The 22,336-nt window shown below is 64.8% G+C and carries 22 protein-coding genes; 15 read left to right on the top strand and 7 right to left on the bottom strand.

The features are described 5' to 3' along the window. Positions 1–208 precede the first annotated feature (208 nt). Positions 209–469, top strand: coding sequence for a hypothetical protein (locus KO538_RS20035; protein WP_219329428.1), 261 nt, complete (start codon positions 209–211; stop codon positions 467–469). Here KO538_RS20035 and KO538_RS20030 read toward each other — a convergent pair. Next, positions 429–1,526, bottom strand: a complete 1,098-nt coding sequence (locus tag KO538_RS20030) for a DNA topoisomerase IB (protein WP_219329427.1) — start codon at positions 1,524–1,526, stop codon at positions 429–431. The two genes, KO538_RS20035 and KO538_RS20030, sit on opposite strands and share 41 nt — an antisense overlap. Positions 1,527–1,618: 92 nt before the next feature. On the opposite strand from KO538_RS20030, the gene KO538_RS20025 reads away from it, so the two are divergent. Then, positions 1,619–2,002 carry a YkvA family protein gene (locus KO538_RS20025; protein ID WP_046685558.1) on the top strand — a complete coding sequence of 128 codons (384 nt, stop codon included), beginning with the start codon at positions 1,619–1,621 and terminating at the stop codon, positions 2,000–2,002. On the opposite strand, the gene KO538_RS20020 is transcribed toward KO538_RS20025, so the two are convergent. From KO538_RS20020 to KO538_RS20005, 4 genes are all read right to left on the bottom strand, one after another. Next, entirely contained in the window at positions 1,999–2,169 is a 171-nt protein-coding gene (locus tag KO538_RS20020; protein WP_219329426.1) for a hypothetical protein, read from the bottom strand. The genes KO538_RS20025 and KO538_RS20020 overlap by 4 nt on opposite strands. Positions 2,170–2,260: 91 nt before the next feature. Continuing rightward, entirely contained in the window at positions 2,261–3,442 is a 1,182-nt protein-coding gene (locus tag KO538_RS20015; protein WP_219329425.1) for a serine hydrolase, read from the bottom strand. A 109-nt stretch (positions 3,443–3,551) separates the two neighbouring features. After that, on the bottom strand, positions 3,552–4,847 hold the full coding sequence (locus KO538_RS20010; RefSeq protein WP_219329424.1) for a sodium:proton antiporter: 1,296 nt from the start codon (positions 4,845–4,847) through the stop codon (positions 3,552–3,554). Positions 4,848–4,898: 51 nt separating this feature from the next. After that, entirely contained in the window at positions 4,899–6,014 is a 1,116-nt protein-coding gene (locus KO538_RS20005; protein ID WP_072453781.1) for a mechanosensitive ion channel family protein, read from the bottom strand. Positions 6,015–6,273: 259 nt separating this feature from the next. On the opposite strand from KO538_RS20005, the gene KO538_RS20000 reads away from it, so the two are divergent. The 4 genes from KO538_RS20000 to KO538_RS19985 all read left to right on the top strand — a co-directional run bounded on the left by KO538_RS20000 (position 6,274) and on the right by KO538_RS19985 (position 11,602). Beyond that, the gene (locus KO538_RS20000; protein WP_139143514.1) at positions 6,274–8,538 is read left to right on the top strand and encodes a trehalose-6-phosphate synthase; all 2,265 of its coding nucleotides are present in this window, start codon (positions 6,274–6,276) and stop codon (positions 8,536–8,538) included. Further along, the gene (gene otsB / locus KO538_RS19995; protein WP_219329423.1) at positions 8,538–9,299 is read left to right on the top strand and encodes a trehalose-phosphatase; all 762 of its coding nucleotides are present in this window, start codon (positions 8,538–8,540) and stop codon (positions 9,297–9,299) included. Before KO538_RS20000 ends, otsB begins: the two co-directional genes overlap by 1 nt. A gap of 3 nt (positions 9,300–9,302) precedes the next feature. Beyond that, a complete protein-coding gene (locus tag KO538_RS19990; RefSeq protein ID WP_219329422.1) occupies positions 9,303–11,144 on the top strand; it encodes a glycoside hydrolase family 15 protein in 1,842 nt (613 codons plus the stop codon). Positions 11,145–11,242: 98 nt separating this feature from the next. Beyond that, a complete protein-coding gene (locus KO538_RS19985) occupies positions 11,243–11,602 on the top strand; it encodes a hypothetical protein (RefSeq protein ID WP_034751161.1) in 360 nt (119 codons plus the stop codon). Positions 11,603–11,642: 40 nt separating this feature from the next. Here KO538_RS19985 and KO538_RS19980 read toward each other — a convergent pair whose 3' ends face one another. Further along, the gene (locus KO538_RS19980) at positions 11,643–12,566 is read right to left on the bottom strand and encodes a LysR family transcriptional regulator (RefSeq protein ID WP_070305853.1); all 924 of its coding nucleotides are present in this window, start codon (positions 12,564–12,566) and stop codon (positions 11,643–11,645) included. A gap of 119 nt (positions 12,567–12,685) precedes the next feature. On the opposite strand from KO538_RS19980, the gene mdcA reads away from it, so the two are divergent. Genes mdcA through mdcH form a run of 9 tightly spaced genes read left to right on the top strand, consistent with a single transcriptional unit; the run spans position 12,686 to position 19,960 of the window. Further along, on the top strand, positions 12,686–14,359 hold the full coding sequence (gene mdcA / locus KO538_RS19975; RefSeq protein WP_219329421.1) for a malonate decarboxylase subunit alpha: 1,674 nt from the start codon (positions 12,686–12,688) through the stop codon (positions 14,357–14,359). After that, on the top strand, positions 14,359–15,246 hold the full coding sequence (locus KO538_RS19970) for a triphosphoribosyl-dephospho-CoA synthase (protein WP_374106866.1): 888 nt from the start codon (positions 14,359–14,361) through the stop codon (positions 15,244–15,246). Before mdcA ends, KO538_RS19970 begins: the two co-directional genes overlap by 1 nt. After that, positions 15,233–15,541 (top strand): malonate decarboxylase subunit delta, encoded by a 309-nt coding sequence (locus KO538_RS19965; RefSeq protein ID WP_219329419.1) that lies wholly within the window; start codon positions 15,233–15,235, stop codon positions 15,539–15,541. Before KO538_RS19970 ends, KO538_RS19965 begins: the two co-directional genes overlap by 14 nt. Beyond that, positions 15,538–16,392, top strand: a complete 855-nt coding sequence (locus KO538_RS19960) for a biotin-independent malonate decarboxylase subunit beta (RefSeq protein ID WP_219329418.1) — start codon at positions 15,538–15,540, stop codon at positions 16,390–16,392. Before KO538_RS19965 ends, KO538_RS19960 begins: the two co-directional genes overlap by 4 nt. Then, the gene (gene mdcE / locus KO538_RS19955; RefSeq protein WP_219329417.1) at positions 16,389–17,201 is read left to right on the top strand and encodes a biotin-independent malonate decarboxylase subunit gamma; all 813 of its coding nucleotides are present in this window, start codon (positions 16,389–16,391) and stop codon (positions 17,199–17,201) included. Before KO538_RS19960 ends, mdcE begins: the two co-directional genes overlap by 4 nt. 54 nt (positions 17,202–17,255) lie before the next feature. Beyond that, on the top strand, positions 17,256–17,660 hold the full coding sequence (madL, locus tag KO538_RS19950; protein ID WP_219329416.1) for a malonate transporter subunit MadL: 405 nt from the start codon (positions 17,256–17,258) through the stop codon (positions 17,658–17,660). Beyond that, positions 17,653–18,417, top strand: a complete 765-nt coding sequence (gene madM, locus KO538_RS19945) for a malonate transporter subunit MadM (protein WP_034751139.1) — start codon at positions 17,653–17,655, stop codon at positions 18,415–18,417. Before madL ends, madM begins: the two co-directional genes overlap by 8 nt. Beyond that, complete coding sequence (locus tag KO538_RS19940; protein WP_219329415.1) at positions 18,417–19,025, top strand: malonate decarboxylase holo-ACP synthase; 609 nt, start codon at positions 18,417–18,419, stop codon at positions 19,023–19,025. Before madM ends, KO538_RS19940 begins: the two co-directional genes overlap by 1 nt. After that, positions 19,022–19,960, top strand: a complete 939-nt coding sequence (mdcH, locus tag KO538_RS19935; protein ID WP_219329414.1) for a malonate decarboxylase subunit epsilon — start codon at positions 19,022–19,024, stop codon at positions 19,958–19,960. The genes KO538_RS19940 and mdcH overlap by 4 nt, the downstream gene beginning before the upstream one ends. Here the strand turns inward: mdcH and KO538_RS19930 are convergent. Further along, positions 19,957–22,260 (bottom strand): TonB-dependent receptor, encoded by a 2,304-nt coding sequence (locus tag KO538_RS19930; RefSeq protein WP_257620463.1) that lies wholly within the window; start codon positions 22,258–22,260, stop codon positions 19,957–19,959. The two genes, mdcH and KO538_RS19930, sit on opposite strands and share 4 nt — an antisense overlap. Positions 22,261–22,336 lie beyond the last annotated feature (76 nt).

The following is a 22,336-nucleotide window of genomic DNA, read 5'->3' as shown; positions in this document are numbered from 1 at the left end:
GCGCCAAGCGTGCCCAGGCAGGAGGTCAAGCAGGAAGCGTTCCTATATTAATTGTGCTGCAAAAACAAGGGCTTGGCGGAAACGGGACGGAGCAGGTGTCAAATTTTCCGACACGGCACGTTATGGCTGAGCCTGTCAGCGCTATCCTACTCGTCTTGTCGAAACTGTCTGATTGTATGCCTTGCGGAAACACGCGATGATCGTGTCCATGCTGCAACAGCCAACCAGTCCGACGGAGTACGCGATGCAAAAGCCAGGCCAGTCCATCCACGTGAACAAGCCCTTCCTGCTGATCTGCCTGTTTACGTTCTCGACCCTGGCGGCCACCTTGATGAATACGGGCGAGGCCCAGCCGGACGATGCCGCGCCGGCACCCGTGGCGCGCGATGCCGGCCATGGCGCCTTGCCTGTCTGCAGCAGCGATGCGCTCACGCTGTCGGCACATTGCCAGCCGGAACGCCGGGCTTGACCGTAGCGGCACCCTGCAGCCGCTGCTGCAGCAAGGCCAGCACGGCCGCTTCCTCCGGCGCCAGCGCCTGCAAATCGTCCTGCATCTGCTGCCGCGCCCGCTCGCGCATGCCTTCCAATAAACTGCCATCGAGATACGATTCCAGCACGGCCGGGTGCACATAGCACTTGCGGCAGATCGTCGGCGTGTTGCCCAGCTTCTTGGCCACGGATTCGATCGCCTGCACGATGTTCTTCTTCGCTTGCGCATCGGAATCGACCTGTTCGAACGCCTGCAGGGCCAGCGCGGCCAGCAGGGTGCCGGACCAGGTGCGGAAATCCTTGGCCGTGTAGTCTTCGCCCGTCACTTCGCGCAGGTAATCGTTGACGTCGCCCGAACCGATGCCGTGGCGCGCACCATCCTCATCGACATATTGGAACAGTTCCTGCCCCGGCAGTTCGCGCATGCGCTGCAGCACCCTGGCCAGGCGCCGGTCGCTCAGGCGGATATCGTGGCGCACGCCGCTCTTGCCCTTGAAGTGGAAGGCCACGGCGCTGCCGTCGACCTGCACGTGGCGCGTACGCAGGGTGGTCAGGCCGAACGATTTGTTCGTGCGCGCATATTCTTCGTTACCGATGCGCATCATCGTCAATTCCAGCAGATGCACGATGGTGGCCAGCACTTTTTCCCGGGGCAAGCCCGGCAGCTGCATGCCGCGCGCGACGGCGGCGCGGATGGCGGGCAGGGCACGGCCAAAGCTGAGCATGCGCTCATATTTCACCTCATCGCGCACCTGGCGCCAGCGCGCATGGTAGCGGTATTGCTTGCGGCCCCGCGCATCGCGCCCCGTCGCCTGCAAATGGCCATTCGCGTGCGGGCAGATCCACACGTCCGTCCAGGCCGGCGGAATGGCCAGCGCCTTGATACGCGCCAGGGTGGCGGCATCGCGCAGGACTTTGCCATCCGCGTCGCGGTAACGGAACTTGCCGGGCTTGCCCGATCGGGCGATGCCGCTCTGATGGTCGCCCGTGTAGCGCAGGCCGGCGGCGCGGGCCGTGGTGGTGGCGGATATTTCCATGGATATAGCGTACCTTGTACGCCGCGCACCTGCCGCGCCGTTATGCTAAGGTGCGCATTCGTAACGCCGTGCGCGGCAGACAGGAGCAGCAGATGTTTGGCAGAAAAAAGAATCTGGAAGAAGACCACGCCCCCCAGGCCGACAAGCAGTATGAAAAGAAATACACGGATGACAGCTTCTGGGACAAGGTCGTCAAGTTCGCCAAGACGGCGGGACGCGAAGTCATCGAAAAAGCCCTGTGGCTGTATTACGCGGCGCAGCAGCCGAATACGCCGCTGTGGGCCAAGACGGCCATCTACGGCGCGCTCGGCTATTTCATTTCGCCCATCGATGCGATTCCCGATATCACGCCCGTGGTCGGCTATGCGGATGACCTGGCCGTGCTGGCGGCGGCTGTTGCCACGGTGGCCACCTACATCACGGCCGAGGTCAAGGAACGGGCCGCCGAGAAACTGCGCGGCTGGTTCGGCGCCTAGCTTGCCGGGGCGTGCTGGCCCGGCTGGCCCTTGATGGCGTTGCGGTACTTGGCCCTGGCCTCGGCCTTCTTGACCGCCTCGTTGGCGATGTTCTGCGCCTTGATGCGGGCTTTTTCACTCTTGCTGCGCTGCTGCGCCACGTCCTTGTTGCCGATGCGGTTAGTCATGCCGGTCTCCTTGTTGAGCGTCAAATCTGACCAGCACAGCATACGTTCTTGCCCGTGCGCCACCGTGCGTCCGCTCACACAAGCGGCATGCCTACCGCGCTTGCGCGCCGCTGCCGCCATGGGCCAGCAGGCGCAGCACGACTTCTTTCTGGAATGAACGAAACTCCTTGTCGGCGCTGACGTTGGCGAAGGCCAGCACGGCCGTCTTGCTGGCGCGGTCGACGCAGACGACGGACGCGGCGCCCGGGTCGCCGCCGCTGTGCGTGGCCAGCGGCCTGCCGTCGACGTCGCGCAGCAGCCACACGAGGGCTTGCCGCACGGACGAATCGGCGGGCACGACGGGAGCTGCTTGCGGCGCGAAAAACAATTGCAGGGTGGAGTCTTGCAGGTAGCGGTGGCCATCGACCCGGCCGCCATTGCTGAAGATGGCCAGGAAGCGGGCAAAGTCATGCGCCGAGCTGCGCAGCAGGCCGGCAGGCCAGTCCGGATAGCCGACGGGCGGCAGCGCTTGCAGGCCCGGTTCCTTGTGCGCATACGGCTGGGCGACGACGGTGCGCCGCGGCAAGCCGGCCAGATTCCACGCCGTGCTGTCCATGCCCAGTGGTTCGAACAGGTGCTCGTGCGTAAAGGCGTCGAGGCCATCGGGGTTCAAGCGGCCCACGAGATAGCCGAGCAGGGCGATGCCGACATTGCTGTAGCGCCATTCCGTGCCGGGCCGGGCCGCGAACGACACGTCCGCGTCATACCAGGCGCCGCCGCGCGACAGATAGCCCTTGACGAAGTCGCGCAGCGGTAATCGCGGGTCGCCCTGCACGGCAAACGTCGTCGTCTTTTCGTACACGGCGTCGGAAATGCCCGAGGTGTGGCTGAGCAAATGGCGAAAGGTGATAGGCACGTCGGGAAACTTCGGATGCATGAGCGGGAAGTCCAGGTAGGCCGCCACCTTGTCGTCGAGCTGGAAGGCGCCCTGTTCCAGCAGCATCATGACGGCTGTGGCCGTGACGAGCTTGCTGACGGAGGCGACATGGAACACCGTGCTGGCGTCGGCCTTCTTGCCGGCCTGGATGTCGGCCCAGCCATAGCCGCGCGCGAAAATCGTTTGCTCGCCGCGCACCACGGCCACGCTCATGCCCGGCGTTTCCGTGCGGGCCAGGCCATCGCGCATGAAGCCGTCAAATGCCGTTTCCCACGCCAGCCTGGCCGGATCGGTGGCGCAGCCCGTTTGCAGCAGGGCCATCGAGACGCCCAGTCCCAGCACGCTTCTTCGTTTCATTGCTTCTCTCTTTTGCCATTTTTAATTATCTTAACAATATTTCCGCCCGTCATAGGCGCAATTGACAAAACATTGCTTTGAAGCAGTGATAAATGGGTGCCGCCGGCGCCTATTTGCGCCAGTAGCGTTCCAGCAGCGGTTTGACCGTCAGGCCGTGGGCGACGATGGAGAGGATGACGACGACGAGGGTGATGTCGGCCAGTTCGCGCGCCAGGCCGTCCGCCAGGCCATGCGCGATGGCATAGCTGAGGTAGTACAGCGAGCCGATGCCGCGCACGCCGAACCAGGCGGCCAGCCCGCGCAGGCGCACGCTGGTGCCCGAGGCCAGCAAACCGAGCATCACGCTGGCCGGGCGCGCCACCAGCAGCAGGAACAGCGCCACGCTCCACGCCTGCCAGCTCCAGGCGGCGGCCGTGACGGCGCCGCCCAGCAGCAGCACCAGGGTCAGTTCGGACAGGCGTTCCAGATGTTCCTTGAAGACGAGGGATTCGCCGCTGACGGTCAGCGTCACGTCGCTGTCGTGCGGCTTGGCGGCGGACACGGCATGGGTTTCCTCGTCTTGCAGCAAGCCGTGCCGGTCTTTCGGCGCGCCCGCCAGCCGCAGTTCCGTCTGGCGCAAGGCCACGCCGGCAAAGAACACGGCCAGAAAGCCCCACGCGTGCAGCCACGTGGACACCCCATACACGAGGGCGATCAAGCCCAGGGCCGCCAGGTCGTCCAGCATCGCGTGTTTCGGCTCCTTGGCGCGCACCTGCCAGCCCAGCCAGGCCAGCAGCGCGCCGCCGGCCGCGCCCAGGGCGATGGCGCCCGCGCTGGCCCAGACCAGATCGCGCCACAGCCAGGTGGCGCCTTGCGGGCCCAGCTCATGCAGGCCCAGCAAGCCCAGGCCCAGCATGACGAAGGGAAAGCCGCTGCCATCGTTCATGCCCGCTTCGCTGGTCAGCATGAAGCGCAATTGCTCGCGGTCGCCCGCATGGCGCAGCTGCACGTCGGTGGCCAGCACGGGGTCGGTGGGTGCGAGGATGGCGCCCAGCAGTATGCCCGCGCCCAGGGGCAGGCCCAGCACCAGGCAGGAAAAGGCCGCCACCAGGGCCACGGAGATGGCCATCGACAGCCACGCCAGGCGCAGCGACGGCAGCCAGCGCGCCAGGCTGAAAGGCACGGGCATCTTGACGCCGGCGGAAAACAGGGAGATGAGGACGGCGATTTCCGTCAGGGTTTCCAGCAGTGGCGCTTGCTGCACCAGGTCGAACGAAAACAGGCCGAGGAACATGGGCCCCAGCAGCAGGCCCACGCCCAGGTAAGCCATGGCCGAGGTCAATGGCAGGCGCGCGATGCCATCGGCGCCCAGGCCACGCGCCAGCATCAGGCAACCGATCAGGATGAACCAGGCGGTGGTGCTCATGTGAACCATTGTAGCGGCGCGCGGGCAAGGGCAGCGCGCCGCACGGTTTTTTTATGCTTTGTGCAGCGACACGCTGTCGTTCTGCGCCTGCATGCCATGCAGCTCGATGGGGTCGTGCGTGGAGCGCAAGCGGGGCAGGCCGTGCGGATAGTGGGTGGTGATAAAGGCCAGCATCTGTTCGCGTACCATGCAGCGCAATTCGAACGCCGTGCCTGAATCGACAGCGCTGATGAGGAAACGTACACGCACGGCCCGCTCGTTCGAATCCGTCGCCTGCACCGTGCAGACCCGGCCATCCCATTGCTTGGCGCCTTCGCAGATGCGCGTCAGTTCCGCGCGCAGGGGCTCGATCGGGATGCTGAAATCGAGCCACAGGAACACCGTGCCCAGGATCTCCGAGGAGGTATGCGTCCAGTTCTCGAACGGATTTTCAATGAACCACTGCAGCGGCACGATCAAACGGCGCTCGTCCCATACGCGCACGACCACATACGTGCCCTTGATTTCCTCGACCGTGCCCCATTCTCCGTTGACGATCAGCACGTCGTCGATGCGGATCGGTTGAGAGAACGCAATTTGCAGGCCTGCGATGAAATTGCCGAGCACGGGCCGGGCGGCGATACCGGCCACCAGGCCCGCCACGCCGGCCGACGCCAGCAGGCTGGCGCCGATCTGCCGCGCGCCGGGCAAGGTCAGCAGCACGAAGGACAGGCCCAGGAGGACCACGATGGCGTGTGCGCTGCGCGTCAGTACGCGGGCCTGGGTGATCCGGCGCCGCGCGCGCAGGTTGTCGGCCGCGTCGACGGGATTGATCTGGGAAATCGTGATGCTGAGCGATTCGATGCATTGCATGGCCAGCCAGGTCAGCGCGATGATCAGCGCCACGCTGGCCAGGTGCGACATGGCGACCAGGCCCGGCGTGTCGTCGGGCGCGCTGGCCAGCACCATGCGCAAGCCGAAGACGATCAGGCACAGCTGGCTGGCGCGGAAGGCCACGCGCGCGACGTTGCTGGCAAGCGGGTGGCCATTGGCCAGTCTTTTCAGCAGGCCGATGCCGGCCCGGTGCACGCCGATGGCAACCAGGGTGACGAGCAGGGCGGAAACGAGCACGGTCAGCGCCGAGCGCAGCGGGCCTCCCATCAGCGAGTGGAACGTGCTGAGATCCATAGGCGAAAACTCCTTGTTCTTAAATGAAATGGATGTCGGAAGCGGGTATTTTACGGGCAGATGGCGTAACGGGGCGTGCGTTGCCGTACGGATAAGACTTGCGTCAACGTGGATACTTGCAGAAATTGCTGCGCTGCGCCATGTCACGTTGACGTTTCAATACGGAAAGCAAACGGGCGTCGCCGCAGTGGAAACATAGTCATACTTGCCATGCTTTTTGTTTTTGCAAAGGAAAACGATGATAGTACGATCACTCCGAATGTCCTTGCGCTTCATCCTGCCACTGGCCCTGGTGCTGGGACTGTTTGCCTATATTGTGGTACCCCTGCTCGACAACATCACCCTGCGCTGGTATGTGCGCGACCTCGACAGCCGGGCAGAATTGCTCGCTGGAACCCTCCGGCCTTCGCTCACCGAATACCTGCCCGCGCAGGACACCACCCGCATCAGCGAACTGTTCCAGGGCGCCACGCGCGACGAGCGCCTGATCGCCATCGGCTTTTGCGACAATGCGGGCCATTTGCTGTACCAGTCCGCGCAATACCCCGCTTCCATCGGCTGCTGGAGCACGCCTTCCACGGGCGGCTTGTACAAATCCTTGGCGCAATTGCCGCAAGGGCAAGTCCATATCAGCGAAACGCCCGTGATGCAGGATGCGTCCCAGCTGGGCCGGTTGGTGCTGGTGCAGGACATGAGCTTTGTCGAGCGCCGCAATACCGATACCAAACGTTTTATCTTTGCCTTCCTGGCCGTGCTGGCCGTGCTGATTTCCCTGATGACCGTGTTCGTGGCCCACCTGAGCTGGCGCGGCTGGCTGGCGGCCGTCAAGGACATTTTGCGCGGCGAATTGCTGTCGAAGAATAATCCCGCCGTTGCCGCCGCCGCACCGGCCGCCGCGCCCGCGCCGCCGCCGGAAATGCAGCCGCTGATCGGCGACTTGCGCGAATTGCTGCAGGAATACCACCTGGAACGCCAGGGCGATAACGGCTGGTCGTCCGACTGGACGCCGGACAAGCTGCGCGCCTTGCTCGAAGCGGACTTGTCGGGCGACCAGGTGCTCGTGGTGTCGAACCGCGAACCGTATATCCACACCAAAACGGAAACCGGTGTTGCGGTGCAGCGTCCCGCCAGCGGCCTGGTGACGGCCGTGGAAGCCGTGATGCGCGCCTGCTCCGGCACGTGGATCGCGCATGGCGCCGGTTCCGCCGACCGCGAGACGGTCGACAAGCTCGACCACGTGCCCGTGCCGCCCGATAACCCCAGCTATACCTTGCGCCGCGTGTGGCTGACGCAAGAGGAAGAGCAGGGCTATTATTATGGCTTCGCCAATGAGGGCATGTGGCCGCTGTGCCATATCGCCCATGTGCGCCCCGTGTTCCGCTCGTCCGACTGGGAGCAGTATGTGAAGGTCAACCGCCGCTTTGCCGACGCCGTGATCGCCGAGGCGAAGGCGGACAACCCCGTCGTACTGGTGCAGGATTACCACTTTGCCTTGCTGCCGCGCATGGTGCGCGAAGCCTTGCCGAAGGCGACGATTATCACTTTCTGGCACATCCCTTGGCCAAACTCGGAGTCGTTCGGCATTTGTCCATGGCGCGAAGAAATCCTCGACGGCTTGCTGGGCAGCACGATTCTCGGCTTCCACACGCCATTCCACCGCAAGAATTTCCTCGAAACGGTGGACCGCTACCTGGAAACCCGTATCGAACCGGAAGCGTCGACCATTTCCTATGGCGGCGAGATGACGCAGGTCGAGGATTATCCGATTTCCATCGCCTGGCCGGAAGACAACCCGGACCAGCCCGACGTGGCCACGTGCCGCGCACAGATTCGCAGCGAACTGGGCGTGGCGCCCGACCACTTGCTGGGCATCGGCGTGGACCGCCTCGACTACACGAAAGGCATCGTCGAGCGATTCCAGGCCGTCGAACGCATGCTGGAACAGCAGCCCGGCATGGTCGGTCATTTTACCTTCGTGCAAATCGCCGCCCCGAGCCGCGCGTCGCTCGATGAATACCAGAGTTTTGACGCCCGGGTGCGCAAGATGGTCGAACGCATCAACCGTCGCTTCGGCAGCGGAGACTATGTGCCCATCCTGCTGAAAGCCGAACACCATGGCCAGGACGATTTGCAGCGCTATTTCCGCGCTTCCGAAGTGTGCATGGTGACAAGCTTGCACGATGGCATGAATCTGGTGGCCAAGGAATTCATCGCCGCGCGCGACGACGAGCTGGGCGTGCTGGTGCTGTCGCAATTTACGGGCGCCGCCCGCGAGCTGCATGAAGCGCTGATCATCAACCCTTACCATATCGAGCAGGGCGCCGAAGCCCTGTACCGCGCCCTCGTGATGCCGCCCGTGGAACAGCGCGAGCGCATGAAGAGCATGCGGGCCCGTGTGAAACATTTCAATGTCTACCGGTGGGCCGGGCGCATGCTGCTCGATGCGGCCCGTCTGCGCCAGCGCGACAAGGTCATGACCAAGATCGATGCCCACAGCCGCATCAAGCGGCGCAAGGGGATCTGATGGCGGAGATCCCTGACGATAGCGCAGCCTTGCTGCAACTGCTGAGTGCGCCCGGCAGCGCCATCTTCTTCGACTTCGACGGCACCCTGGTCGACCTGGCGCCCACGCCCGACGGCGTGCGCCTGGAAGCGGGCGTGGTCGACGCGCTGATGCTGCTGGCGCGCTGGCATGGCGGCGCGCTGGCCCTCGTTTCCGGCCGCCCCGTGGCGCAGATCGACGCCATGCTGGCGCCCCTGATCTTGCCCGTGGCCGGCGTGCACGGCGTGGAGCGGCGCGGTGCCGACGGCACACGGCATGTGGCGGCCACGCCCGACGTGTCGTCCGTGCTGGCGCATGCCCGGGCACTGGCGGCGGTGTACCCCGGCTTGCTGGTGGAACACAAGCGCGGCGCCGTGGCTCTGCATTACCGGCTGGCGCCGGAGCTGGAACAGCTGTGCCTGCAGGAAATGACGGCGGCCGTGCAAGCGTGCCCCGGTCTTTTGCTGTTGCATGGCAAAATGGTTCTGGAAGCCAAGCCTGCCGCCACGGACAAGGGCGGCGCTATCGCCGCCTTCATGGCCGAGGCGCCGTTCAAGGGACGCCGTCCTGTCTTCGCGGGCGACGATACCACCGACGAGGCAGGCTTTGCCTATGTTCAACAAATTGGGGGGCAGGGCGTGAAAGTGGGCAGCGGCCCCAGCGCCGCCAGCCTGCGCCTGGCCAGCCCGGAGGTTTTGCGCACCGTGTTGCTGGCCGCGTCCGTATCCCCGTTCAAGGAGTAGCCGATGACGACATCCTATGACACCCCCAGCGGTGCCCACGCATCCGCCGCCACTGCGCCGCCGGCGCAAGCGTCCCTCAACTGCGGCGTGGTGGGCAATTGCGCCTTCAGCGCCCTGATCGACCAGGCGGGGCAAGTCGTCTGGTCCTGCCTGCCCCGTTTCGATGGCGACCCCGTCTTCAATACCTTGCTGGACGACACGGAAAATGGCAGCGTGTGGGCGATCGACATCGAGAATTTTGCCCGCAGCGAGCAATTCTACGAGCCGAACACGGCCGTACTGCGCACGCGGCTGTACGACACGGATGGGCGCGGCGTGGAAATCACGGATTTCGCGCCCCGATTCCTCAGCCGCGACCGTATGTTCCGCCCGCTGATGCTGATCCGCCGCGTGCGTCCGCTTGACCACGCCGTGCGCATCCGCGTGCGCCTGCGCCCCCGCTACGACTGGGGCAAGCTGGCGCCGCAGGTCACGCAGGGCAGCCACCACATCCGCTACGTGGGGCCGGATCAGACCTTGCGCCTGAACACCGATGTGTCGCTCAACTATGTGCTGAGCGAAACGTATTTCGTGCTGGGCGGCACGGCCAACTTCCTGCTGGGCCCCGATGAAACCCTGGCCGGTGGCATTGACGAGACGGCGCGCATCTTCGAAAAGGAAACCATCAACTATTGGCGCACCTACACGCGCCGCCTGGCCGTGCCGCTGGAATGGCAGGACGTGGTCATCCGCGCGGCCATCACATTAAAACTGTCTTTATATGAAGACACGGGCGCCATCATCGCCGCCATGACGACGAGCATCCCGGAAGCGCCGGGCAGCAGCCGCAACTGGGATTACCGCTATTGCTGGCTGCGTGACGCTTTCTTCGTCGTGCGCGCACTCAATAGTTTGTCCGAAGTGGGCACGATGGAAGAGTATTTGCGCTGGCTGACGAATATCGTCGCCCGCTCGAAAGGCGGCCACATCCAGCCCCTGTACGGCATCGGCCTGGAAGAGCAGTTGCCCGAGTCCATGCTCGACCACTTGCCCGGCTACCGGGGCAATGGTCCCGTGCGCGTCGGCAACCAGGCGCAGGAACACTTTCAGCACGACGTCTATGGCAATATCGTGCTCGGTGCTGCACAGGCTTTCCTCGACCACCGCTTGTTCCACCGGGCGGGCAGGGCCGAGTTTGCCGCGCTGGAAGCCGTGGGTGACCAGGCCTTCAAATTGCACGCGGAACCGGACGCGGGCATGTGGGAGTTGCGCACGCGGGCCAGGGTCCACACCTCGTCCATGCTGATGAGCTGGGCCGCCTGCGACCGCTTGGCCAAGGTCGCCCATAAACTGGGCTTGCCGGACCGGGCCGAGCACTGGAACAGCCGCGCCGTGCTGATACGCGAGAGGTTGCTGCGCGAAGCGTGGAGCGAGGAGCGCCAGGCCTTCGCGGAAAGCCTGGGCGGGCGCGACCTCGACGCCTCCGTCCTACTGATGGCGGAAGTCAACTTCATCGACCCCATGGACCCCCGTTTCATCGCGACAGTCGACGCGCTGGAAGCATCGCTGTGCGACGGCCCCTACATGCGCCGCTACGAAGCGCCCGACGACTTCGGCAAACCGGAAACGGCCTTCAACATCTGCACCTTCTGGCGCATCGACGCCCTGGCGCGCATCGGCAGGAAAGACGAAGCGCGCAAAATCTTCGAAACGATGTTGATGGCGCGCAACCACCTGGGCCTGCTGTCGGAAGATACGCACCCGGTGACGGGGGAGATGTGGGGGAATTTCCCGCAGACGTATTCGATGGTGGGCCTGATCAACTGCGCCGTCAGGTTGTCGGCGCCTTGGGATAGCGCTATTTAATTGTGCCATGTCATTACGCGCCAGGTCATCACCAGCCTTGGTGCGCAGGAATACGAAATGCCGAATGGCATCCACACTGATCAATACGAAATACCGAGATGACGACCGCAAACGACATTTTAGCGACAATAAATGACAGCATTTTTCTTGAGACTATTTTCCAGAAAGATACTGATTGGGATGCTGTATTGTGCGCCAGGGAATCTGTTGAGTTTGATGGCGCATGGTGTGCCAGCTACGAAAAAGTGACCTCATCTTGTCCACCTGAAGGCGCCCTGGTGAAGGGGATCAGGGAGGTCGCATTCAAGAAAGTGTATCAAATCACTGAGAATTCCGACCTTGCTGGCTATGTGTCGGACGATATGGGCCTGATTGCACAGGCATGCCACGATAAAGTCGAGATCGACTTTATCGACAATCTCTGGAAAACCTATATGCGCGGAGAGTTTCCAACTTGAGCTGATACAGGCATGTTCGCGGCGCATCTGCGACGCCATTTCAGCTGCCAGTTGCGCGCTCGCCACGCCCATACAACCTGCACTCCGCCGCCAGCGCCAGCAAATTCGGGTCGCGCTCGCGGCTGCTCAGCATCAGCAGGGTGATTTGCTGGTGCGAGCCGTAGCGCGCGTCCAGCGGCAGCAGTTCGATGCGCGAGCTGAAGGCGCGCACGCGGCCCGGCAGCAGGCTGTAGCCGATGCCGCCGCTGACGAGGTTGATCAGCGAGAAGATGTCGCCCACGCGCATGGCCGTGTCGGGCACGAATCCCGCCAGGTCGAACGCGTGGTTGAAGCTTTGCGAGGTGACGAAACCTTCGTTCAGGGTGACGAATTTCTCATGGCGCAGCAGCTGCAAGTCCACCGAGGCGGCGCCCGCATAGGGCGAGGCTAGCGGTGCGGCCAGGTAGACGTCGTCCTGGAACAGGGGCACGGCCACCAGCCCGGCATGCTGTTCTTCCTCCTGCACGCCGACGATGATGGCGTCCAGGCGTCCATCGGCCAGGCTTTGCAGCAGTTCGCGGTTCGAGCCCAGGGTCAGGTCGATGTCGAGGCCGGGCCGGCGCAGCTTCAGGGCGATCACCAGTTGCGGGATGCAGTGCAGGGTCAATGAATACAGCGAACCGATCTTCAGGCGCACGGGGTTGATGCCCGACATTTCGCGCACCTTGCGCACGCCTTCCTCGCACTCGGCCAGCGCGCGCCGCGCCGATTCGGCAAAGGTGTAGGCCGCATGCAGCGGTATCAGGCTGCGGCCCTCGCGCTTGAACAGGGGACAGCGCAAGCCGTCTTCCAGCGAGTGCAGGGCGCGGTGCACGCTGACCGTGCTCTGGCCCAGCGCGTCGGCCACCCGCGCCAGGTTGTTCAATTCCATAAAGCTGAGAAAAACCTCGAGCTTTTTCAGCGTGATTTCTTCGTTGATGGCCATGTTCACCGTGATTATCGTGAGTTCATTAACTTCAGGGTAATGAACATGGTAGCAGGTTGATTGTCGCGGCCCCGTTTTCGCTCTATCGTCAAGGTTCGATAGCTTAATTCGGAGGCAAGATGTCAACCGCCACAGCAGCGCCAGCGCAGCGGCAAAAACAATGGGACACGCGGCGCACCGAGAAGCGCCGCCGCCTGGAAGCCGTGCGCCACTACGCGAGCGGCCCCGTGCTGCAGCAGGGCGACATGGTCGCCGTGCTCGAAGCCTTGCTGGCGCCGGGCGACCGCGTCGTCCTCGAAGGCAATAATCAGAAGCAGGCCGACTTCCTCGCCCGCATGCTGACCCAGGTCAATCCCGACAAGATCAATCATCTGCACCTGATCATGCCCAGCGTCAGCCTGCCCGAGCACCTCGACCTGTTCGAACGGGGTATCGCCCGCAAGCTCGATTTTTCGTTTGCCGGCACGCAAAGCCTGCGCATCGCCCAGTTCCTGCAGGATGGCTTGCTCGAGGTGGGCGCCATCCACACCTACATCGAACTGTATGCGCGCCTGTTCGTCGACCTCACGCCCAACGTCGTCATGGTGGCCGGCTACATGGCCGACCGCCAGGGCAATCTGTACACGGGCCCCAGCACGGAGGACACGCCGACCCTGGTGGAATCGGCCGCCTTCCGCGACGGCATCGTCATCGCCCAGGTCAATCAGATCGTCGACGACGTCAGCGATTTACCCAGGGTCGACGTGCCCGGCTCGTGGATCGATTTCGTCGTGCAGTCCGATAAACCGTTCTTCATCGAGCCGCTGTTTACCCGCGACCCGCGCGTGATCAAGCCCGTGCACGTGCTGATGGCCATGATGGCGATCCGCGGCGTGTATGAAAAACACCAGGTGCAGTCGCTCAATCACGGCATCGGTTTCAATACGGCCGCCATCGAGCTGATTTTGCCCACGTATGGCGAGCAGCTTGGCTTGAAGGGCAAGATCTGCCGCAACTGGGTGCTGAACCCCCATCCGACCTTGATCCCTGCCATCGAGACGGGCTGGGTCGAGAGCGTGCACTGCTTCGGCGCGGAACTGGGCATGGAAGGCTATGCGGCCGCGCGGCCCGACGTGTTCTTTACGGGCCGCGACGGCTCCATGCGCTCGAACCGGGCCCTGTGCCAGCTGGCGGGCCAGTACGCGGTCGACCTGTTCATCGGTGCCACCTTGCAGATGGATGGCCTGGGCAATTCGTCGACCGTGACGAATGGCCGGCTGGCCGGCTTTGGCGGCGCGCCGAACATGGGCCACGATCCGCACGGCCGGCGCCACCCGACACCGGCCTGGCTGGACCTGATCGAGACCGATGATCCGCTCGCGCGCGGCAAGAAGCTGGTGGTGCAGATGGTCGAAACGTTCCAGGATGGCGGCCAGCCGACGATCGTCGAATCGCTCGATGCCGTCGCCGTGGGCCAGGCCAGCGGCATGCCGCTGGCGCCCGTGATGATCTATGGCGACGACGTCACCCACGTGCTGACGGAAGAGGGCATCGCCTACCTGTACAAGGCCCGCTCGCTCGATGAACGCAAGGCCATGCTGGCGGCCGTCGCCGGCGTGACACCGATCGGCCTGCGCCACGACCCGAAGACGACGGCCAAATTGCGCGCCGACGGCCTGATCGCGCTGCCCGAGGATATCGGCGTGCAGCGCGGCGCGGCGAGCCGTTCGCTGCTGGCCGCGAAAAGCATCGCCGACCTGGTCGAATGGTCGGACGGCCTGTATCAACCACCCGCCAAATTCAGGAGCTGGTAATGATTGCAATGAGCACAATGATGACGATGACACCGGTGCGGGAACGCTGCGCCACGTTGGGACGGCAAGTGCTGCAGGCGCTGCTCGATGAAGTGACCTTGACGCCGAAACCGGGCCTGGTCGATTTGCGCAGTCGTGGCGCTCACACGGACTTGAACTGGGCTCTGATGTGCCATTCGGCCTGCGTGCTGGAGCCCGTGTTTGCCGCCATGGCCGACGCTGGCGCGCAGAGTGAAGACGACGACTTGCTGCGTCAGCGCATCGGCGCCATCGGCCGCGATGGTGAGGCGCTGATGCTGGCAGCCACGGGCGGCGTCAACACGCACCGGGGCGCCATCTGGGCGCTGGGACTCTTGGTGACGGCGGCGGCGCAGCAGGGTGTGCGCGGCGGATCGCTGGCGCCGCAAGCCGTGGCGGCGCGGGCCGGTGCGCTGGCCCGTTTGCATGACCGCGGCGCGCCTGGCGCCACCGGCAACAAGGGCGAACTGGCATGCCGCCAGTATCAGGTCGACGGCGCGCGCGGCCAGGCCCGGGCCGGCTTTCCTCTGGTGACAGGCGCCGGATTGCCTGCCTTGCTGGCCTCGCGGGCGCGCGGCGACAACGAAACGACGGCGCGCCTGAACGCCTTGCTGGCCATAGTCAGCCAGCTGGACGACACCTGCGTGCTGTCGCGCGGCGGCGAATTGGCTTTGCTGGCAGTGCAGGCAGGCGCTGCGCGGGTGCTGGCGGCCGGCGGCGCAGCCACTGACGCTGGTACCGAAGCATTGCTGGCGCTGGAAGCCGTGGCGCTGGCGCGCGGCGTCTCGCCAGGCGGCGCGGCCGACCTGCTGGCGGCGACCCTGTTCCTCGACCGATTGACACAAGGAGAAGCGCATGGAAACGCGTGACTATACATTCCCGGCCGGGCCGCCGGCGTCTAGCCGCGCCCTGGCCGGCGTCGTCGGCTCGGGCGACCTGGAAGTGCTGCTGCAGCCAGGCGACGATGGCGTGACCCGCATCGTCGTCAACACCTCCGTCGATGGCAAGGGCGCCGTGTGGGATGCGCTGTTGCAGCGGGTATTCGGTGGCGAGCCGCTGCCGGCGGCGCGCATCGTCATCAACGATTGCGGCGCCACGCCGGGCGTGGTGCGCATGCGCATCGAACAAGCGTACGAAGAATTGCAAGCGGGGAGGGCAGCATGAGCACATTGCAGCAATTACTCGAGCGCGACAGCTTCATCGAACGGGGCGCTCGCAGCCGGGCCAAGGCCTTGCTGGATGCGGGCAGCATGCGCGAACTGCTCGACCCGTTCTGCGGCATCGCTTCGCCCTGGCTGCCGCAGCAAGGCGTGACGGCCCAGGCGGACGACGGCGTGGTGGTGGCCAAGGGCCTGTTCGGGGGCCAGCCGGCCGTGGTGCTGGCCATCGAGGGCGCCTACCAGGGCGGTAGCATGGGTGAGGTGGGCGGCGCGAAAATCGCCGGCGCGCTGGAACTGGCGGCGCGCGACAATCGCAACGGCATCCCGACGCGCGCCGTAATCCTGTTCGAAACGGGCGGCGTGCGCCTGCAGGAAGCCAACCTGGGCCTCGCTGCCATTGCCGACATCCATGCGGCCATCGTCGACCTGCGCCGCTACCAGCCCGTGATCGGCATTACGGCCGGCACCGTCGGCTGCTACGGCGGCATGTCGATCGCGGCGGGCTTGTGCAGCTACCTTGTCGTCACGCGCGAGGCGCGCCTGGGTCTCAACGGTCCGGCCGTGATCGAGCAGGAGGCGGGCATGGACGAATTCGACTCGCGCAACAAACCGTTCATCTGGAGCCTGACGGGCGGCGAACAGCGCTTCCACAGCGGCCTGGCCGACGCCTATGTGGAAGACGACACGGCGCAGATGCGCGCCACGGTAGCCGAATTGTTCGCGCGCGGCGTGCCAGCACAGCACCGCAGCAGCCAGGCTGACGATTTTCTCGCCCGCCTGGCGCAAGTGGACGCCGGCCCGCAAGCCACGCCGCAAGCCGTGCGCACCATCTACAGCAAAGGAGCAGCAGCATGAACGCCATCACCGATACGAGCCGGGGCGCCGTCTGGCTCGCGGCCCTGACGCAGCATGCCGCGCCGCTGCTTGATTATCCGCCTTCCGTGCGCGTGGCCGACGCGCCGCTGGCGGACGAGCCGGCGCGCTACCTTGCCGTGCTGCCCGACCCGGACAACCGTTTTGTACGAGCCCGCACCGGTGAAGTCGGCCTGGTCGAGGCGTGGCAGCTGGCGCGCGCCGTGCGGCAGGTGGTGGTCGAGGACCAAGCGCTGGCCGTGAAACGGCCCATCGTCGCCGTCATCGACGTGGCCAGCCAGGCGTATGGCCGGCGCGAAGAGGCGTACGGCATCCACCAGGCGCTGGCCGGCGCGGCGGGCGCTTATGCCGAGGCACGCCTGGCCGGCCATCCCGTGATCGGCCTGATCGTCGGCAAGGCCATGTCGGGCGCCTTCCTTGCGCACGGCTACCAGGCCAACCGCCTGATCGCGCTCGACGACCCGCAAGTGATGGTGCACGCGATGGGCAAGGCGTCGGCCGCGCGCATCACCCTGCGCACCGTGGAAGCGCTCGAAGCGCTGGCCGCCACCGTCGCGCCGATGGCCTACGACATTGGCAACTACGCCACCCTGGGCCTGCTGTGGCAAACCTTGCCGGTGGCGCAGCCGGACGATCCGTCAGCACAGGACACGGCCGCCGTCGAGGCCTGCCTGCGGGCGGCCCTTCGTGACATCCGCGCCGACCCGCTGGCGGACTTGTCCAGCCGCCTGGGCGCGCCGCATCGCCAGGCGTCGGCAAAAGTCAGGGAGGTGCTGGGGCAGCAGTGGTAGGTGAAACAACAGAGAAGACTTCAAGTCATTCCATTCCTATAACGGAGACAAATCATGATCATTTACGGAACCGCACTGCTGGCGTTATGCCACTTGCTCGGCATCTTCCTGGGCGACCTGCTCGGGCAGCTGATGGGCGTCAAGACCAACGTGGGTGGCGTGGGCATCGCCATGCTGCTGCTGATCTGCGCCCGTCTCTACATGCAGCGGCGCGGCTGGCTGCCGCAGATGACGGAGCGGGGCGTCGAATACTGGGGCGCCATGTATATTCCCGTGGTGGTGGCGATGGCTGCACAGCAGGACGTGGTGGCGGCCCTGCGCGGCGGGCCGGTGGCCGTGCTGGCCGCCATCGGTTCCGTCATCGTTTGTGGCGCAGTGATCTCGCTGATTAATCGAATGGAAAGCCCGGCCGCCGCCGAAGCCGATTCGGTGTTGATCAAGGAGCACCGTCATGCTTGAGATATTTGAAAAAGCCGCCATCCACAATGGCCTGGTGACGGCATTCGCTTTTGTCGGCCTGATCATGCTGCTGTCCGTGGCGCTGTCGAAGTATCTGACCTTGGGCCGCGTGCATGGCTCGGCCATCGCCATCGTGATCGGTCTGGGCCTTGCTTACTGGGGTGGCGTGCATAGTGGCGGCCACAAGGGACTGGCCGATCTGTCGTTGTTCGGCGGCATCGGCCTGATGGGCGGCGCCATGCTGCGCGACTTTGCCATCGTCGCCACGGCCTTCGAAGTGCAGGCGACGGAAGCGCGCAAGGCTGGCCTGATCGGCGTCGTGGCGCTGATGCTGGGCGTGGTGCTGCCGTTTCTCGTCGGCGCGGGCATCGCGTATGCATTTGGCTATTCGGATGCCGTCAGCATGACCACCATCGGCGCCGGCGCCGTCACCTACATCGTCGGCCCAGTCACGGGTGCGGCCATCGGCGCCAGTTCCGACGTCATGGCGCTCAGTATCGCGGCGGGTCTCATCAAGGCCATCCTGGTGATGGTGGGCACGCCCGCCGCGGCGCGCTTTTTGCGCCTGAAAACACCGCGTTCGGCCATGGTCTTCGGCGGCCTGGCCGGCACCGTCAGCGGCGTCTCGGCGGGCCTTGCCGCCACCGACCGCAAACTGGTGCCGTATGGCGCGCTGGTGGCCACGTTTCATACGGGCCTGGGCTGTTTGCTGGGTCCATCGTTGCTGTTCTTTGCCGTCAAGGCGGTGGTGGCCTGATGGAAGCCTGGCGCGCGCATGACTTGCTGTGGCTGGACGGCTTGCCGGACGGTGCATCCTTGCCAGCCTGGGCCGACTCTGCCTGGCTGCAGGCCGCGCCCCTGGTGGTGCGGCGCGCCAGCACGGCGCCCGGGCGCATCCCCGTGGGCCTGCGCGGCAGGTCGCGCAGCGAACGGCATGCGTTCGAAGTGGATGCCGCCGCCGTCGTGCGCCGCGTCACACCGGAAATGCTGGCGCATGCGCCAGTGCCGGATGTTTCCTGCGCCGCACTGGACGCGCTGCGGCAAGTTGCGCCGTTGCTCGACGCCACGGGCTGGGCCTGGGGGCCGACGGGCGGCGTCGGTTTCGCACTGGCCAGCGGCTTGCCCGTGCTGCGCGCCGACAGCGACCTCGATCTCGTGCTGCGCATCGGCGCGCCGCCGGACCCCGCCCGGGCCGACGCCCTGCGCGCCATCGCGGCCACTGTCACGGCGTGCCGGCTGGATCTGCAGATCGACACGGGCCGTGGCGGCTTTGCGTATGCCGAGTGGGCGGCGGGGCGGGGCCGGGTCTTGCTGAAAACGGATCACGGCCCGGTGCTGACGGCCACGCCATGGGAGCTGGCATGAGCGTCTTGTTTACCTTTCCCGGCCAGGGCGCCCAGACTCCAGGCATGCTGCATGCGTTGCCCGGCGATCCTGCCGTGGCGGCGGCCCTGGCCGAAGCGGCTGAAGTGCTGGGCCACGATCCGTTGGAACTGGACACGGCTGCCGCGCTGGCGTCGACGCGGGCCGTGCAACTGTGTTTGCTGATCGCGGGCGTGGCGATGGCGCGCTCCCTGGCCACGCGCGGTGCGCTGCCCGACATGGTGGCCGGCTTTTCCATCGGAGAATATGCGGCGGCCGTCGTCGCCGGCGCGCTCGATTTCACCGACGCCGTGCGCCTGGTGGCGCGGCGCGGCGAGTTGATGGAGCACGCGTATCCGGCCGGCTACGGCATGGCGGCCATCATCGGCCTGGACCTGGCGCAGCTGGAACCCTTGCTGGCGCAGGTGCATGGCGCTGCAACGCCCGTATATGTCGCCAACCTGAACGCGCTGCGCCAGATCGCCATTGCCGGCAGCGAGCCCGCCTTGCACGCCGTGATGGCGCTGGCCCTCGCGCATGGCGCCAGCAAGGCCAAGCGCCTGGCCGTCAGCGTGCCGTCGCATTGTCCGTTGATGGAGGCTGCCGCCGGCGACATGGCTGCCGCCTTCGATGGCGTGGTCGTGCGCCGTCCATCGCTTGTCTACCTGAGCAGCAGCGCGGCGCGCGCGCTGTTCGACCCGGCCCGCATCCGCGACAGCCTGGCCGCCAACATGGCGCAGCGCGTGCAATGGTCCGCTACCGCGCGCCTGGCGTGGGAAAGGGGGGCCAGGCTGGCGCTGGAAATGCCGCCCGGCAGCGTCCTGACGCGGCTGACGGCGCCAGACTTCACGGATGGCTTGGCCATCTGCTGCGACGGCAACCGGGCCGACAGCCTGCTGGCGCTGGTGAGGCGGGAGCGGGATGGCGCCGCGCCTTAGAGCCTGGCGCTCAATCCAATCTGGAAGCCACGGCCAGGCAAGGGCGCGATGTATTTCAGTGGGGAATTGTGCGGCCTGGCGTCCTCATCGAGCAGGTTGGTGCCGCTGATGAACACGTCGATGCCGGCAAACGGTGAATTCGGCACTTGCAGTGCACGGCTCACCTGGAAGTTCACCATGGTGTAGCCGTCGAGCGGCACTTCCTCGCTGACGCTCTTGCCCAGGTACTTCTGCTTGTCGTACCACGTGCTGGAAAGCCTGGCCTTCCAACCCTTGTTGTCCCACAGCGCACTCGCGCCATAGCGGTTGGTGGGCATGTTGGGCAGGTAGGCGCCGTCGTTGTGCGCGCGCAGCTTGTCCGGATTGTCCGCCTTGTTCCTGACCAGGTCGGCAAAGGCGGAGAGGTTCAGCTTGCCGTAGCCGCCAAGCTGAATGAGCTGCGAGGCGTCGATCTCGAATCCCTTGACCGTCGTATCGGTCTGCTTCCAATATTTTAATGGCAGGCGATTGGCCGTCTGCAGTCCCGAGTGGCCAAGATACAGAAAGTTTTCATACTTCATGACGTAGCCGGTGGCGGACAGCTGGAAGCCGCGATGGCCGAACAATCCGGTAAGCTCGGTATTCCGCGCGCGCTCGGCTTTCAAATCCTGGTTGCCTTCTTCCTGGGTCATGATCGAATAGTGGCGGTTGCTCGCATACAACTCATTGACGTCGGGCGCTCTTTCCGACGAGGCATGGCGCAGCTTCGCACCGAAAAGCTGCCCCAGCTTGGCCGAGGCCCCCAGGCTATAGCTGTTCAGGCTGAATGACCTGTCCTCGAGTTTGGCGTTTTTCGCATTCCTTGACGTCTTGAATCCGCTCTTGTGGATGTCGTGCTCGACTTTTTCATGGCGAAAACCGGCATCGAAGGTGGCCCAGTCGACGTCGAGGCTTTCCTTGACGAACAGCGCGCTGCTGGCCGTGCTCGCATCGGGAAGGTAAAGCTGCGGCCCGCTGCCGGTGACGTCGCGGGATTGATGGCTCAGGCCAAGCAAGCCGCTCAAGGGGCCCGCGCGCCGGTGCGCGAGCAGGAGCTCGGCCTGGTTGGTGTCGAAGCGGTAGTCATTCGCCTTCGCCGCACCGAGGCGTTCTCCCGACGTATTGTTCAGGCGCGACACGCGCAACTGCGCGCTTTCCATATACGCGACGGGATCGCGCAGAGTGGCTTCCAGCGCATATTTATCCTGGCTGATCACGACGCCGACGGGCACCCCCTCGTCATAATTCGAGCCGAAAGACTGGTTTTCCATGGAAAAGCCCGGCACGCCATAGTCGCTATTCTTGGTGTCGAGGCTGGCGGCGACGTAACCGCGATCGAAAAAGTAGGTGCTGCCGACGGCAAAGTGGGAATTGCTGGCATGGCTGTTGCCCAGGGTGCCGTGGTAATCGGGTGTCACGTCCTTGTTGATCTTGTTCTGCACCGTCTTTGGCGTGCCGGGCACGTAAGCGGGGTTGGCCGGATTGACGTAGGTCTTGCGCTGCCATACGGATGTCGGCTGATTGGTATAGAAGGAAAAATCGCCATCCGCCCAGTCCGGATTTTCCTTCATGAACTGGTCGATAAACGGTTGCGAAGCCTTGTTGTAGACCTGCTGGATCCGCGCCTCTTTCTGGCAACTGTCGGCCAAAAAGCTATTCACGCCGCCTTTCACTGGGAACAGCTGGCTGTTGCACACGCCGGCCTTGCTGTTGCCAGGAATATCGTAATGCCCGATTTTCTGGAAGGACATCTGCAGATTCGTCGAGAAATGTTTGCCATCATTGAAATTCATGCGCAAGCCTTGCGCGTCGGCATCGTTGAAGCCCTTGCGCAGCACCAGCTCCAGGTCTTTCTCCTTGCTCTCCATCTTCCTGGAAATGAGGCCGGAATCGACGTCCACGCTGCCGCCGATCGCATTGCCGCCGAAACGCACGCTGTCGGACGATTTGTTGACGGTGACGCTGCGCGCAAACAGCGGGTCGAACGGGATGTTGATATCGCCGCTGAGCGCATTCATGCCGAGGATGGACTGGCCATCCTCGAGAATTTGCACGCGGCTGCCACTGAGGCTGCGAATCACGGGTGCGCCGGCATTCGGGCCGAAGGCGCTGCTTTGCACGCCCGATACATGCTCGAGCATGCCGCCCAGGGTCCTGTTCTGCGCTTGCGTATTCTCGACGATGACGACGCTGTCGATGCCGGAAGGCCTGTCCGCGCGGACTTGGATGGTTTGCAGGGTGACGTCGTCCGCCGCGTAAGCGAGCGGGGCAGTGGACAGCATGGCGGCTGCGAATACATGATGGCGCATAGGACTCTCTAATAGGCGTATGGGATGCTGGCGCTGGACGCAGGCGCAG

The organism is Janthinobacterium sp. NKUCC08_JDC, assembly GCF_019345575.1.
GTDB lineage: Bacteria > Pseudomonadota > Gammaproteobacteria > Burkholderiales > Burkholderiaceae_D > Janthinobacterium > Janthinobacterium aestuarii.
The sequence above is the reverse complement of the archived record's forward strand: the minus strand, read 5'-3'. Positions and strand labels throughout refer to the sequence as shown.

Coding starts and splice junctions, on each gene's coding strand:
- KO538_RS20020 (WP_219329426.1), bottom strand. CDS start 2,169: ATGACTAACCGCATCGGCAACAAGGACGTGGCGCAGCAGCGCAGCAAG.
- otsB (WP_219329423.1), top strand. CDS start 8,538: ATGGCGGAGATCCCTGACGATAGCGCAGCCTTGCTGCAACTGCTGAGT.
- KO538_RS19980 (WP_070305853.1), bottom strand. CDS start 12,566: ATGGCCATCAACGAAGAAATCACGCTGAAAAAGCTCGAGGTTTTTCTC.
- mdcH (WP_219329414.1), top strand. CDS start 19,022: ATGAGCGTCTTGTTTACCTTTCCCGGCCAGGGCGCCCAGACTCCAGGC.
- KO538_RS20000 (WP_139143514.1), top strand. CDS start 6,274: ATGTCCTTGCGCTTCATCCTGCCACTGGCCCTGGTGCTGGGACTGTTT.
- KO538_RS19940 (WP_219329415.1), top strand. CDS start 18,417: ATGGAAGCCTGGCGCGCGCATGACTTGCTGTGGCTGGACGGCTTGCCG.
- KO538_RS19960 (WP_219329418.1), top strand. CDS start 15,538: ATGAGCACATTGCAGCAATTACTCGAGCGCGACAGCTTCATCGAACGG.
- mdcA (WP_219329421.1), top strand. CDS start 12,686: ATGTCAACCGCCACAGCAGCGCCAGCGCAGCGGCAAAAACAATGGGAC.
- KO538_RS20005 (WP_072453781.1), bottom strand. CDS start 6,014: ATGGATCTCAGCACGTTCCACTCGCTGATGGGAGGCCCGCTGCGCTCG.
- KO538_RS20030 (WP_219329427.1), bottom strand. CDS start 1,526: ATGGAAATATCCGCCACCACCACGGCCCGCGCCGCCGGCCTGCGCTAC.
- KO538_RS20010 (WP_219329424.1), bottom strand. CDS start 4,847: ATGAGCACCACCGCCTGGTTCATCCTGATCGGTTGCCTGATGCTGGCG.
- KO538_RS20025 (WP_046685558.1), top strand. CDS start 1,619: ATGTTTGGCAGAAAAAAGAATCTGGAAGAAGACCACGCCCCCCAGGCC.
- KO538_RS19990 (WP_219329422.1), top strand. CDS start 9,303: ATGACGACATCCTATGACACCCCCAGCGGTGCCCACGCATCCGCCGCC.
- KO538_RS20015 (WP_219329425.1), bottom strand. CDS start 3,442: ATGAAACGAAGAAGCGTGCTGGGACTGGGCGTCTCGATGGCCCTGCTG.
- KO538_RS20035 (WP_219329428.1), top strand. CDS start 209: ATGCTGCAACAGCCAACCAGTCCGACGGAGTACGCGATGCAAAAGCCA.
- mdcE (WP_219329417.1), top strand. CDS start 16,389: ATGAACGCCATCACCGATACGAGCCGGGGCGCCGTCTGGCTCGCGGCC.
- madL (WP_219329416.1), top strand. CDS start 17,256: ATGATCATTTACGGAACCGCACTGCTGGCGTTATGCCACTTGCTCGGC.
- madM (WP_034751139.1), top strand. CDS start 17,653: ATGCTTGAGATATTTGAAAAAGCCGCCATCCACAATGGCCTGGTGACG.
- KO538_RS19985 (WP_034751161.1), top strand. CDS start 11,243: ATGACGACCGCAAACGACATTTTAGCGACAATAAATGACAGCATTTTT.
- KO538_RS19970 (WP_374106866.1), top strand. CDS start 14,359: ATGATTGCAATGAGCACAATGATGACGATGACACCGGTGCGGGAACGC.
- KO538_RS19965 (WP_219329419.1), top strand. CDS start 15,233: ATGGAAACGCGTGACTATACATTCCCGGCCGGGCCGCCGGCGTCTAGC.
- KO538_RS19930 (WP_257620463.1), bottom strand. CDS start 22,260: ATGCTGTCCACTGCCCCGCTCGCTTACGCGGCGGACGACGTCACCCTG.